This is a genomic window from Agrobacterium vitis, assembly GCF_013337045.2.
Taxonomy (GTDB): Bacteria; Pseudomonadota; Alphaproteobacteria; order Rhizobiales; family Rhizobiaceae; genus Allorhizobium; species Allorhizobium vitis_B.
Window position 1 is genome coordinate 530,265 of sequence record NZ_CP118260.1, and the last position, 13,248, is coordinate 543,512.

7 protein-coding genes are annotated in these 13,248 nt (G+C 60.2%); 6 read left to right on the forward strand and 1 reads right to left on the reverse strand.

The features are described from left to right. Window positions 1-44: 44 nt before the first annotated feature. The 5 genes from G6L01_RS20230 to ligM all read left to right on the forward strand — a co-directional run bounded on the left by G6L01_RS20230 (window position 45) and on the right by ligM (window position 10,058). Window positions 45-1,418: an efflux RND transporter periplasmic adaptor subunit gene (locus G6L01_RS20230; protein ID WP_234891872.1), complete on the forward strand. Its 1,374-nt coding sequence runs from the start codon at window positions 45-47 to the stop codon at window positions 1,416-1,418. Then, window positions 1,415-4,513 (forward strand): efflux RND transporter permease subunit, encoded by a 3,099-nt coding sequence (locus tag G6L01_RS20235; protein WP_070165380.1) that lies wholly within the window; start codon window positions 1,415-1,417, stop codon window positions 4,511-4,513. Before G6L01_RS20230 ends, G6L01_RS20235 begins: the two co-directional genes overlap by 4 nt. After that, the gene (locus tag G6L01_RS20240; RefSeq protein WP_070165381.1) at window positions 4,510-7,617 is read left to right on the forward strand and encodes an efflux RND transporter permease subunit; all 3,108 of its coding nucleotides are present in this window, start codon (window positions 4,510-4,512) and stop codon (window positions 7,615-7,617) included. Before G6L01_RS20235 ends, G6L01_RS20240 begins: the two co-directional genes overlap by 4 nt. A gap of 141 nt (window positions 7,618-7,758) precedes the next feature. Further along, a complete protein-coding gene (locus tag G6L01_RS20245; protein WP_070165382.1) occupies window positions 7,759-8,517 on the forward strand; it encodes a GntR family transcriptional regulator in 759 nt (252 codons plus the stop codon). A 122-nt stretch (window positions 8,518-8,639) separates the two neighbouring features. Beyond that, window positions 8,640-10,058 (forward strand): vanillate/3-O-methylgallate O-demethylase, encoded by a 1,419-nt coding sequence (gene ligM / locus G6L01_RS20250; RefSeq protein ID WP_070165383.1) that lies wholly within the window; start codon window positions 8,640-8,642, stop codon window positions 10,056-10,058. A gap of 95 nt (window positions 10,059-10,153) precedes the next feature. Here ligM and G6L01_RS20255 read toward each other — a convergent pair whose 3' ends face one another. Next, window positions 10,154-12,427, reverse strand: coding sequence for a heavy metal translocating P-type ATPase (locus tag G6L01_RS20255; protein WP_070165384.1), 2,274 nt, complete (start codon window positions 12,425-12,427; stop codon window positions 10,154-10,156). Between the two features lie 68 nt (window positions 12,428-12,495). On the opposite strand from G6L01_RS20255, the gene G6L01_RS20260 reads away from it, so the two are divergent. Continuing rightward, window positions 12,496-12,918, forward strand: coding sequence for a MerR family transcriptional regulator (locus G6L01_RS20260; RefSeq protein ID WP_174089298.1), 423 nt, complete (start codon window positions 12,496-12,498; stop codon window positions 12,916-12,918). The last annotated feature ends 330 nt before the right edge of the window (window positions 12,919-13,248 follow it).

A 13,248-nucleotide genomic window follows, 5' to 3' on the forward strand; every position in this document is an offset into this window, starting at 1 on the left:
CCTGACGGGCCATGAACAATGCGTGAGCGAAGCTTATGAAGAGAATGACGAAGATCGTCCTGGTCGGCCTTGTGGTTGTGGGTGCGGGCCTCGCTTATGCCGCCCGCCCGCCGCAGGTTGCCGCGCTCACCGCGGGCTGGTTGGGGAAACCGCAAGGCGACCGGCAGCGGGGCCGGGATATGGCCATTCCAGTCGTGGCAGCTCCGGTGATCCAGGCCGACGTGCCCGTCTATGTGACCGGCGTCGGCAGCGTCAAGCCGTTGAACACTGTTGTTATCCAGCCGCAGGTCAGCGGGCGGATCACGAAGATCGGCTTTCAGGAGGGCCAGGACCTGAAGAAAGGCGACCTGATCGCCACGCTGGACGACGCACTTTACAAGGCGCAGCTGGATGAAGCGATTGGCAAGAAGGCTCAGGACTCGGCCCAACTGACCTATGCCATTCTGGAAATGGAGCGTTTGCAGCGCCTGATCGGCAATTCCGCCACCACCCAGCAGCAACTGGACAATCAGGTGGCGCTGGTGGCGCAATACAAGGCGCAGGTCCAATCCGACCAGGCAGCCATCGAGGCGGCCCAGGCCCAGCTGGATTACACCGTGATCAAGGCGCCGATGGATGGACGCACGGGCATTCGCAATGTCGATGTCGGCAATATCGTCTCGACCGGTGATACGACCGGCATCGTCACCCTGTCGCAGATCAAGCCGATCACCATCCTGTTTTCCATTCCGCAGCAGGATCTGGCCCGGGTCAATACCGCCAATGCCAAGGGCGCTCTTTCGGTCGATGCCCTCGGCGATGACGGCAAGGCGGTCGTTGCCAATGGTACGCTGACCGTGGTCGATAACCAGGTTGATACCACCACCGGTACTGTCCGCTTGCGGGCTGAATTTCCCAACGAAGATCTGCGGCTGTGGCCCGGCGCTTTCGTCAATGCCCGGCTTCTCGTCGAGACAAAGAAAGATGTGCTGACGGTTCCATCTTCAGCCATCCAGCGCGGTCCTGCGGGGACTTACGCCTATATTGTCCAGCCGGACCAGACGGTGAAGATCCAGGCGGTGACAGTCGAGATGCAGGACGACCAGACGGCGGTGATCGCCAAAGGGGTCGGAGCCGGTGAAACTGTCGTGACGACCGGTTTCGCCCGGCTACAGGATGGCGCGCAGGTGCGGGTTTCGACGCCGCAGGAGGCCGATCCGGCCCACATGGCCGTGCCGCTGGATGATAACAAGCCGCGTCAACGCCATGGCGGCAACCGCAACAATGGCCAGGCTCGGCCAAACGCTCATGACCCCGCCTCGCGGAAAGAGGGCGCTGAAAAGCCTCCAGCTGGACCGGACGGCAAACCGGCTCCCGCCGCAGGAGACCAAAACGGCACCGGCGCACCTGCAACCCCACCGGCTGACGCAGCGAAATGAGTATTTCGACGCCCTTCATTGCGCGCCCCGTCGCCACCTCGCTGCTGGGGATCGCCATCTTGCTGGGGGGATTGCTGGGGTATGTGTCGCTGCCGGTTGCGCCGCTGCCGCAGGTGGATTTTCCGACGATCCGCGTCACCACGCAATTGCCGGGCGCCGACCCCGAGACCATGGCAGCCCTGGTGACCGCGCCGCTGGAGAGGCCGTTGGGGCAGATCCCGGCGCTGGCCTCGATGACCTCTTCCAGCGCCTTCGGCATCAGCCAGGTGACGCTGCAATTCAACCTGGACCGCGATATCGATGGTGCTGCGCAGGACGTGCAGGCGGCGATCAATTCGGCCAGCGGCAGCCTGCCGAAAACGCTGCCTTATCCGCCAACCTATGCGAAAGTGAACCCGGCGGATACGCCGACCATCACGCTGGCGCTGCATTCCGAGACCTATCCCATTCGTGATCTGAGCGATTTTGCCGATACGATCATGGCGCAGCGGCTGAGCGAGGTTTCCGGCGTCGGCGATGTGCGCGTCCAGGGTGGCGTGCGGCCCGCCATCCGCATCCAGGCCGATTTGACCCGGCTTGCCTCCTACGGACTGTCGCTGGAGGATCTGCGCACCGCGATTACCAATGCCAATGTCTCCGGTGCCAAGGGGGCGGTGGACGGCACTTCCCAATCCTTCACGCTCTCGGCCAATGACCAGATCCAGGACCCGGAAATCTACCGCGACACCATCGTCACCTATAGCAACAGCGCGCCTGTCCGGCTGCGGGATGTCGCCGATGTCGTCGAAGGGCTGGAAAACAGCCGTGTCGGTGCCTGGTATCAAGGCCATCCGGCGGTCATTGTCGATATCATGCGCCAGCCAGGGGCCAATGTTATCCAGACTGTCGAGGATGTCCGAAAACAGCTACCGCGCCTGAAACAGGCGCTTCCCGCCGGGGTCTCGCTCGATATCGTCAATGACAGGACGGACACCATCCGCGCCTCCATTCACGATGTGCAATGGACGCTGGCGCTCAGCGTCGGGCTGGTCATTCTCGTGGTGTTTCTGTTTCTGCGCACGCTGACCGCGACGATCATCGCCGCCGTCGCCTTGCCGCTGTCGCTGATCGCCACCTTCGGTATCATGTATTTTGCCGGCTTCAGCCTCGACAACCTGTCGCTGATGGCATTGACCATCGGCACTGGCTTTGTGGTGGACGACGCCATCGTGATGATTGAAAATATCGCCCGTCACATAGAGGAAGGTGAACATCCGATGCAGGCTGCCCTGAAGGGGGCGGGTGAAATCGGCTTCACCATCATTTCGCTGACGGCCTCGCTGATCGCGGTCTTCATCCCGCTGCTGTTCATGACCGGCATTGTCGGGCGGATGTTCCGCGAATTTGCCCTGACACTGACCATCGCCGTCGTGGTATCGGCGGTGATTTCGCTGACGCTGACACCGATGATGTGCGCGCGCATTCTGCGAGCCCCCAAGGAGCGCAATTCCGGCGTGCTCGGCATGGTGGACCGGGGCATGGACTGGATGAACGAAGGCTACCACCGCAGCGTCGTCTGGGCTGTCAATCGCGGCTGGCTGATGCTGGTGCTGACGGGGATCACACTTGTGATCACCGGCCTGCTTTACGTCACCATCCCCAAGGGCTTCCTACCGGTGCAGGATACCGGGCTGATTTCCGCCGTGGTGGAAACAGAGCCAACCAGCTCGTTCGACGCGATGAAGCAGACCCAGGCTCTTGTCGGCAACCGACTGCGCGCCGATCCGGCGGTGCAGAGCGTCATTGCAGTGATCGGCACCAGCGCCTCCAACCTGACACTGAACACGGCAAGCTACAGTATCGTGTTGAAGCCGCTCGACCAGCGCGATATCTCGGCGACGGATTTGATCGACCGGCTGCGGGCGTCCGTTGCCGATATTCCCGGCATCCATCCGACATTCCAGAGCATTCGTGATATTTCCATCAGCACGCGGGCCAGCCGTGCGCCCTATCAATATACGCTGACGGGCAACAATACCGCGACCGTCGCCGATTGGGCCGACCGGCTGGCCCGGCGGCTACAGCAGAACCCGCTGCTGATCGATGTGACATCCGAAGTGGAAATGGGCGGCGGGCGGTTGGCGATCACCGTCAATCGTGAGACCGCAGCCCGCCTTGGCGTCTCCATGCAGGCGATCAACGATACGCTCTACGATGCCTTCGGCCAGCGCCAGATCAGCACTATCTACGGACAGGCGAACCAGTACCGGGTCATTCTTGAGGCCGCGCAGCGGTTTCAGGGCGATCCGAAATCTCTGGAACAGCTCTATGTCAAAGGCACGAGCGGTGCCATCGTGCGGCTGAATGCGGTTGCGTCGGTTAAGTTTACCACGGCACCGCTGGTGATCAGCCGGGACGATCAATTCCCCGCCGTCACCATCAGCTTCGATCTGGCCAGAAACGCATCGCTGAGCGAGGCGATTGCCGCCATCAAGACCGCGGAGCGAGAAATCGGCATGCCCGCCTCGATCCAACGGCATTATAGCGGCGATACCGAGGAATTCGACCGCTCGCTGGCGGGAGAGCCCTGGCTGATCCTGGCGGCGATCATCACCATCTATATCGTGCTCGGTCTGCTGTATGAAAGCACCATCCACCCGATCACCATTCTGTCCACACTGCCTTCGGCGGGGGTCGGGGCGCTGGTGGCGCTGATGCTGTTTGGTCAGGATCTGTCGATCATCGCCTTGATTGGCATTGTTCTTTTGATGGGGATCGTCAAGAAAAATGCGATCATGATGATCGATTTCGCACTGGACGCGGAGCGCAAGGAGGGACTTTGCGCCCGCGATGCCATCATCAAGGCCGCCGTCATGCGCTTTCGGCCCATCATGATGACCACGCTGGCGGCCCTGTTCGGGGCGCTGCCGCTGGCGCTTGCCCAGGGAACCGGCGCGGAACTGCGCATCCCGCTCGGCATCTCGATCATCGGCGGTCTGCTGCTCAGCCAGTTGCTGACGCTCTATACCACGCCGGTCATCTATCTGGCGCTGGATGGAGTGCGCGCCAGGATGCAGGGAAAGCGTGCTGCGTCCGAGAGCGGAGGCCCGGTATGAATATCTCAAGCCTGTTCATCAGCCGTCCGGTCGGCACTACCTTGCTGGCCATCGGCCTGATGATGCTTGGGCTGGTCGCCTACCGGTTCCTGCCGGTCGCAAGCCTGCCTGCCGTCGATCTTCCGACTATCCGGGTCACGGCCAGCCGTCCCGGCGCCGATCCGGAAAGCATGGCGTCCAGCGTTGCCGCGCCACTGGAGCGCCATCTCGGCGCGATTGCCGGTGTCACCGAAATGACCTCGACCAGCGGGCTTGGCACGACCAATATTTTTTTACAATTTGACCTTTCCCGCAATGTCGATAGTGCCGCCCAGGATGTCCAGGCCGCAATCAATGCCGCCGTTGGCGATCTGCCGAGTGACCTGCCGTCGCTTCCGTCCATGCGCAAGGCCAATCCTGCCGCATCGCCAATCCTGACGCTGGCACTGACCTCCGATACCATTCCCGCCAGTGCCATATACGATGCCGCCGATAGCGTCGTCGTGCAGCGGATTTCGCAGGTGGAAGGGGTTGGCGATGTCTCGGTCAGCGGTGCCGACCAGCCCGCCGTTCGCGTCCGGCTCAACCCGGACCGGCTGGCGGCCATCGGGCTTTCGGCGGATGACGTGCGCACCGCCATCGTCAACGGCAATGCGCTTGCGCCGATTGGTGCCATTGACGGAAGTCAGGCTTTTTATGCGCTGTCGGTCAATGCGCAATTGATTACGCCTGAAGATTACGGCCAGCTTATCATTCATGCCGCCGACGGCATTGCCGTCCGGCTGGCCGATATCGCCACCGTGGAGCCCGGCGTGCGCAATCGCCGTTCCGATGCCTGGTTCAATGGCAAGCCCGCCGTTCTTCTCAACATTACCAAGGCGGCGGATGCCAATGTGATGTCGACGGTCGATGCGGTGAAGGCGCTCATTCCCGAAGTCAAACAACTCATTCCCGCCGGTATCGAAGTCGATATTCTCAACGACCGCACCAAGACCATTCATGCCAGCGTTGAGGATATGCAGTTTACCCTGCTGGCGACGGTGGCGCTGGTCATGGCCGTGGTCTTTGTGTTCCTGCGCCGGTTGGTGCCGACGCTGGCTGCCGGTTTGACGGTGCCGCTATCGTTTGCAGGCGCGTTTGCCGCCATGTGGCTGACGGGATTGTCCATCGACAATCTGTCACTGATGGCGCTGGCGGTGGCCAGCGGTTTCGTGGTGGACGATGCGATCGTGATGATCGAGACGATTTACGCCAATATTGAAAAAGGCATGAAGCCGCTTGAGGCTGCCCACGCGGGTGCCCGGCAGATCGGCTTTACGGTGATCGCCATCAGCATTTCCCTGATGGCCGCCTTCATTCCCTTGTTTTTCATGGGCGGCATCGTCGGCAAATTCTTCCTGACCTTTTCCCTGACGCTCGCCTTCACCATCGCTGTATCGACCGTGGTTTCCCTGACCCTGACGCCGATGATCTGCGGCCACCGGATCAAGGCTCGAGATCTCGACGCTCGACAGGGCCGCGTTGATCGCGCCATCGAACACGGCCTGGAGCGGACCGTTGCCTTTTACGACCGCACACTGAAGGGCGTCCTGCATCACCGTGTCCTTGCGGTGGTCATCACCATCGCCTGCATCGTGCTGACCGGTTTTCTCTACGCCAAGGTGCCAAAGGGCTTCATGCCGCGCGACGATACCGGCTTTGTGATGGGCAATAGCCAGGCGGCCAGCGACATTTCCTATCCGGCCATGCTGGCATTGCAAAAACGGGCCTTGGCCATCGTCGAGCGCGATCCGGCGGTGCAGAGCATCGGTGCCTCCGTTGGCGGCGGGTTTTTGGGAACAGCCAATCGCGGCCAGATGCTGATCGCGTTGAAAGCGCCAGATGAAAGGGAGGCAACCGACGTGGTGATCGAGCGGCTGCGCCGTGCGGTTGCCGTCATTCCCGGTCTCGATACATCGTTCTTTTCGCCAAGCGATATCCGGGTCGGGGCGCGGACATCGGATTCGGAATTTCAATTCACGCTTTGGGATGCCGATTATGACGAACTGGTGGCCTGGGCACCGCGCATTCTCGCACGGTTGCGCCAAGAACCCTTGCTGACCGATGTCAACAGCGACCGCCAGCCGAGCGGTCTTCAGGCCAATGTCGTCGTTGACCGGACCGCCGCGTCTCGTCTCGGCGTTAAGATGACGGCGGTCGATGCGGCGCTCAACAATGCCTTTGCCCAGCGACAGGTGACCATCGTCTATGGGGACCGTAACCAATACCGGGTTATCCTTGAAACCTATCTGGATTTCGCCAAGGACCCGGAACATGTGTTGAAGATCTATGTGCCTGGAAATAGCGGTACGCAGGTGCCGCTCAGCGCTTTTGCCAGGATTGAGCGGACATTGGCGCCGATCGGGGTCAACCATCAGGGACAATTTCCGGCAGTCACGATTTCCTACAATATAGGGCCGGACACCACGCTGTCTGAGGCCAATGATGCGGTCAAGGCCGCCGTGGCCGGCATGCATCTGCCCGATACGCTGCATGCCGAATTTGCCGGTGACGCTGCCAATGCATCGAGTTCCTCAGGCGGCCAGCCGCTGCTCATTCTCGCGGCTCTGGTGGCCGTCTATATCGTGCTCGGCATTCTCTATGAGAGCCTCATTCATCCCCTGACGATCATTTCCACGCTTCCTTCGGCGGGACTTGGCGCGTTGTTGGCACTGTGGATCAGCGGCACGGAACTGACCATCGTCGCTTTTATCGGCATTATTCTGTTGATCGGCATCGTCAAGAAAAACGGGATCATGCTGGTGGATTTCGCGCTGGAAGCCGAACGCCAGCATGGCATGTCGCCCCAGGATGCCATTCACGAAGCCTGCCTGCGGCGGTTCCGGCCGATCATGATGACGACGCTCGCCGCCTTCATGGGCGCGCTGCCGCTTGTGCTGGCGACCGGTCCTGGTGCCGATCTCCACCGTCCACTCGGCGTGACGATCATCGGCGGCCTCATCGTTTCGCAGGCACTAACCCTTTACACCACGCCAATCATCTACCTGATCTTTGCCCGCCTGTCGGCGCGCTTGAGCGCGCAAACCACCGCCGGGAAGAATCTGGAGCACCGTCCGGCTGTTTAGACATCTCCCGTTGCGAACAGATATGATCGTCATTGCAGCTTTTCCATGTATACATTAAATTAGAAAAATTGCGTCTGCTGCTTGCCGCTGCGCGGCAGCGGGTCGGGGGAAGTGATTGGTTTGGAAAGGGGCTTTATCAGGATGCAGAAGGACAATAAGGCCTCGGTAAAACTGGTGGACGCGGCCACCCATGGTCGCCGCGCCGTGATTGAATTGCGCGAGAAAATCATCAGCGGACATCTCGCTGGCGGGACGCGGTTGTTCGAGGTGTCGCTGGCGGAGGCGCTCGACATTTCCCGCACGCCGGTGCGCGAGGCCTTGTCACGGCTAGCCGAAGAAGGACTGCTTGATCGCTTGCCGAGCGGCGGGTTCACAGTGCGCCGGTTTGGCTATGACGATGTCATCGATGCGATTGAATTGCGCGGTGTTCTTGAGGGAACAGCGGCAAGGCTGGCCGCAGAGCGTGGGGCCGATGCGAAGGCGCTCTCTGAAATATGGGAGACAATATTCAAGCTGGATCAATGCTTTGGACCCTATGTCGATGATGTGGAATTCGACGCCTATGCCGATCTCAATGAGATATTCCATCGCCAGCTGGCGGCCCTTTGTGGAAGCGAAGTGATGCGCCGTGAGGTGGAGCGGGCAAGTGCTTTGCCTTTTGCCTCGCCCTCCGCCTTCCTGCCCAACAGGTTGGATATTGCTGCATTTCGCCGGTCCCTGCGCTCAGCGCAGGAGCAGCATCGCGCCCTTGTGGAGGCTATTGCTGCGCGCGAAGGGGCCCGCGCTGAAGCCATGGCTCGTGAACATGCCAGAACGGCGCGGCGAAACCTTGACTATATTTTCAAAGAGGACCCGGAGCTGATCAACAAGATTCCCGGCATGGCGCTGATCCATCGTTGAATTTTCTCCATGATTTCTGTGGTCTTGTTCATGGCCACAAAAAAGCTTCAGAAACGGGCTTGCATTCTGCTCACGGGCTGGCATCAATGTATACACACTGAACACCGCCTTGGGAGGAAACGATGGCAGCGAGCAGTCTCCACGATATTTTGCAGGCTAATCCCGACATTGTCGGCCGGCTGCGCAATTCGCCGGTCGGCATGTATGTATACCCGGTTGTGACACCCGAATTCAGCAATTGGCGCTCCGAACAAGTGGCTTGGCGCAATTCCGCCGTGCTGTTCGATCAATCCCACCACATGGACGAATTGATCGTCGAGGGACCGGACGCAGAGAAATTTCTGAGCCATCACGGCATCAATTCGTTTGCAAATTTTGATCTCAACCGCGCCAAGCATTTCGTTCCGGTCACGCCGAACGGCCATGTGATCGGCGATCACATCATCTTCCGCGAACGGCAGGACAAGTTCATCCTGGTGGGCCGCGCCCCGACCTCGAACTGGCTGATGTTCTGCGCCGCCTATGGCAAATGGAACGTCCGTCTCAAGCACGACCCGCGCTCTCCGTCCCGCCCGGAAGGCGAGCGCGTGTTGCGCACCCATTATCGCTATCAGATCCAAGGGCCGGAAGCTCCGAAGATCTTTGAGAAGATCAATGGCGGGCCGGTTCCGGAGATCAAGTTTTTCCATGTCGACTGGATCAATGTCGGCTCCAAGAAGGTGCAGGCGCTTCGCCATGGCATGTCCGGCGCGCCAGGTCTGGAGATCTGGGGGCCTTACGAGGACAAGAATTACATCCTGTCGTGTATTCTCGAAGCGGCAAAGGATGCCAATGTCGATCTGGTACGGTGCGGCAGTCGCGCTTATTCCACCAACACGCTGGAGAGCGGCTGGATTCCCTCGCCGCTTCCCGGCATCTATACCGGTGACGGCATGCTCGCCGAGTATCGTCAATGGCTGGGCGCTGACAGCTATGAGGCCAATGGTCCGATTGGCGGCAGTTTCGTTTCCAGCAATATCGAGGATTATTACGTCAATCCATTCGAGCTTGGCTATGATTTCTACATCGGCTGGAAGAAGGAAGATTTCATCGGCAAGGCAGCGCTTGAAAAGTTCAAGGGCCAGACCAACCGCAAGAAAGTCACCTTCGAATGGAACGCCGAGGATGTGGTCGAGGTGATCGCCTCGGCTTTCCGTCCCGGTGAAGACAGCTACAAGTGGATCGATTTCCCCGTGCTGAACTACGCATCGACCAGCGCCGACATGATCGTCAACGACGAAGGCAAGACGGTGGGCCTATCGATGTTTGGCGGTTATTCCTACAATGAGCGCTGCATCCTGTCGCTTGGCATTGTCGATGCCAATGTCAAGGAAGGCGACGTGCTGACATTGATCTGGGGCGAGCCGGACGGCGGCAGCGGCAAGACCTCCACCGAGCGCCCGCACAAGCAGGCGAAAATCCGCGTGCGGATCTCGCCTACGCCTTACGCGCGTCAGGCCCGCGAGACCTATGCCGAAAGCTGGCGCACGAAGAGGAAATGATCTGCCTGATATCACCAACTGATCACATCAATGCCCCGACAGATTATTGACCTGTTGGGGCATTGATCTAGCAGACCGGTATTTGGTGTTTTCAGTCAGGCGGCCTTAGCGCTGCCGCGCCAGCGCAACATGCGCATGGCATTGGCGGTGACGAGAACGGTGGCGCCGGTGTCTGCCAGGATTGCCGGCCAGAGACCGGTAACGCCGATGATTGTCGTTACCAGGAAGACGGCTTTCAGCCCGATGGCAATGGTGATATTTTCACGGATATTGCCCATCACCTGCCGCGACAGCATGACCATGTCGGCGATATCCATCACCCTTCCATGCAGAATGGCCGCGTCGGCGGTTTCCAGTGCCACATCCGTTCCGCCGCCCATGGCAATGCCGATATCGGCGGCGGCCAGAGCCGGGGCGTCGTTGATACCGTCACCGACCTTGGCGACCCGCTCGCCTTTCGCCTGCATATCGCGCACGATGGCCTGTTTGTCCTGCGGCAGCAGATCGGCACGCGGCTCGATGTCGAGCAGGGTTGCAATGGCCCGGGCCGTGGCGGCATTGTCGCCGGTCAGCATGATCGGGCGAATACCGGCCGCTTTCAGCGCGTCCAACCCTTGGCGGGCATCGGGGCGCGGTTCGTCGCGCAGCGCGATCAGCCCTGTTACAGCCCCGTGCTTCACCAACAGCGAGACGGATTTTCCTTCCGCACTCAGCATTTCGATCCGGGTGCTGACCTCGGCGGAAACCGGGGCCAGTTCGGCGGCGGCACTGGCCGATCCGAGGAAAAGGCTGATGCCGTCCACCGTGCCGCGCACGCCCTTACCAGCGATAGCGCCAGTCTCGTTTGCCGTTGGTACGGAAATGGCGCGGACGGTGGACGCCTCGATAATCGCCCGGGCCAGCGGATGGCTCGACCCCATTTCAAGGGCTGCCGCATCGGCCAGCACGGTCTCTTCAGCGTCACCGCCAAAAGCGACGATATCCGTCAGCTTCGGCTTACCCTCTGTTAGCGTTCCCGTCTTGTCGAGCGCGATGGCGGTGATCCGCCCGACATTTTCGAGAACCGCGCCGCCCTTCATCAGCAGGCCGCGACGCGCCCCGGCGGACAGACCGGCGGCAATGGCGGCGGGTGTCGAGATCACCAGCGCGCAAGGGCAGCCGATCAGCAGGATCGCCAGACCCTTGTAGAGCCAGAGGCTCCAGTCCCCATCCCAGAACAGCGGCGGCAGAATTGCCACCAGCGCGGCCAACAGCGTTACAGCGGGTGTGTAGTATCGCGAAAACCTGTCGATGAAGCGCTCGGTCGGTGCTTTGCTTTCCTGGGCTTCCTCGACCAGACGGACAACGCGAGCAATGGTGTTGTCGGCTGCGGTTGCCGTTACCTTGACCCGGAGTGTTCCTTCGCCATTCACCGTTCCGGCAAAAACAGCGTCTCCGACACCCTTGGTTTTCGGCAGGCTTTCTCCCGTGACAGGGGCTTCATTAATCGCGCTGGTGCCATCGATAATTTCTCCATCGGCAGGAACCCGGTCGCCGGGCCGCACGATAACGATGGTGCCGAGTGTCAGGCTGGCGGCGACCACGTCTTCAATGCGGCCATTCCGCTCGATCCGCGCCGTATCGGGAACCAGCTTGGTCAGGCCTTGAATACTGGCCCGCGCCCGCCCAGCCGCAAAGCCTTCGAGCAGTTCACCGACCAGAAACAGGAAGACGACGGTGGCTGCTTCCTCGGTCGCGCCGATGACGATGGCGCCGATCGAGGCGATGGTCATCAGCATTTCAATGGAAAACGGCGTCCCGGCGAGGGCGGCCATCACAGCACGGCGGGCAATCGGCACGATACCGATGGCGATGGCGACCAGAAACGCCCAGAAGGAGAGGGACGGCACGACATGGCCGATGAGCATGGCAAGAACGAGAGCAATGCCGCTCGTTGCGACCAGCCGAGCTTTTTGCGTGCGCCACCAAGGGCCTGTTGTGGGGCCGGCATCATGCTGATGGCTGTGCAGGCCGTCGCCATGCGGGGCGTGATCATGTCCTTCGTGACTATGCCCTTCATGATTATGGTCATGCGCCTCGCCATCATGATGGCCCGTGCAGGTGGAGCCATGCACGTGATCATGCGGATGATCGTGTTGCGGAACGGACGCGGCGAGGCGGGTGGTCTTGTAGCCAAGGCCGGTCACCTTATCGGCAAGCCTTATCAGATCGGCCTCGCCATTATGAACGACCGCCATGGTCTGCGCCGTTACCGAAACCCGGACATCGGTAATACCGGCCACACGGCGTGCGGCGGTGTCGATCTTTGTCGCGCAGGAGGCGCAATCCATGCCCTCGACGCGGAAGCGGGTGGTCTGTTCGGTTGCCATCGGTTCGTCCTTGTCATTGTATCGAACCGATCCTACATTCTCTAGTGACTAGAGGAGCAAGGGCAAAATTGATGAATATTGCAATTGGCGAGGCGGCGCGGATCAGTGGCGTCAAGGTTGCGACGATCCGGTATTACGAACAGGTCGGCCTTGTGCCGCAGCCGCCGCGCACCGATGGAAACCGCAGGCTTTACAGCGCTGCCCATTTGCAGCGACTGACCTTCATCCGCCATGCCCGCGAGCTTGGCTTTGAGGTCGATGCCATTCGCACCCTGCTCGATCTTCAGGATAAGCCTGGCCAGTCCTGTTCACCCGCCGATTCAATCGCAAGACAGCGGCTTGCCGATGTCGAGGAGCGGATCGACCGGCTCAGGGCGTTGAAAACCGAGTTGGAGCGGATGATTACCGGCTGTTCGCACGGGACGATCGCCGAATGCCGGGTCATCGAGGTTCTAGCCGATCACGACCAATGCCGCCATGACCGGCATTGATGTCACTACTGCATAATTTTCTCTTTAAACCGGAATCGGTTTAAAGAGAGAATTATGCTTTAGATATAAAGGGCTACAGCGAACCTTTGTGCGCCATATATGGCGCACGGCGCTGTAGAGCATCTGTCCGATGCTTTCAGTTTTTGTTTGCGCATCGGATTTATCCGAAAACCGGTTCTTAACTTTCGGTCCGATGCTCTAGTGGAATGAATTTGACATTTGATACCCCCTTGCCGCACCCTCGAGGATCAAATGTCAAATTCTTAAATTCCACTAGAAAACATAGGCTTGCTAGTGGTCCTGGAGATTCCGACATTTGCTCTCGAGGGT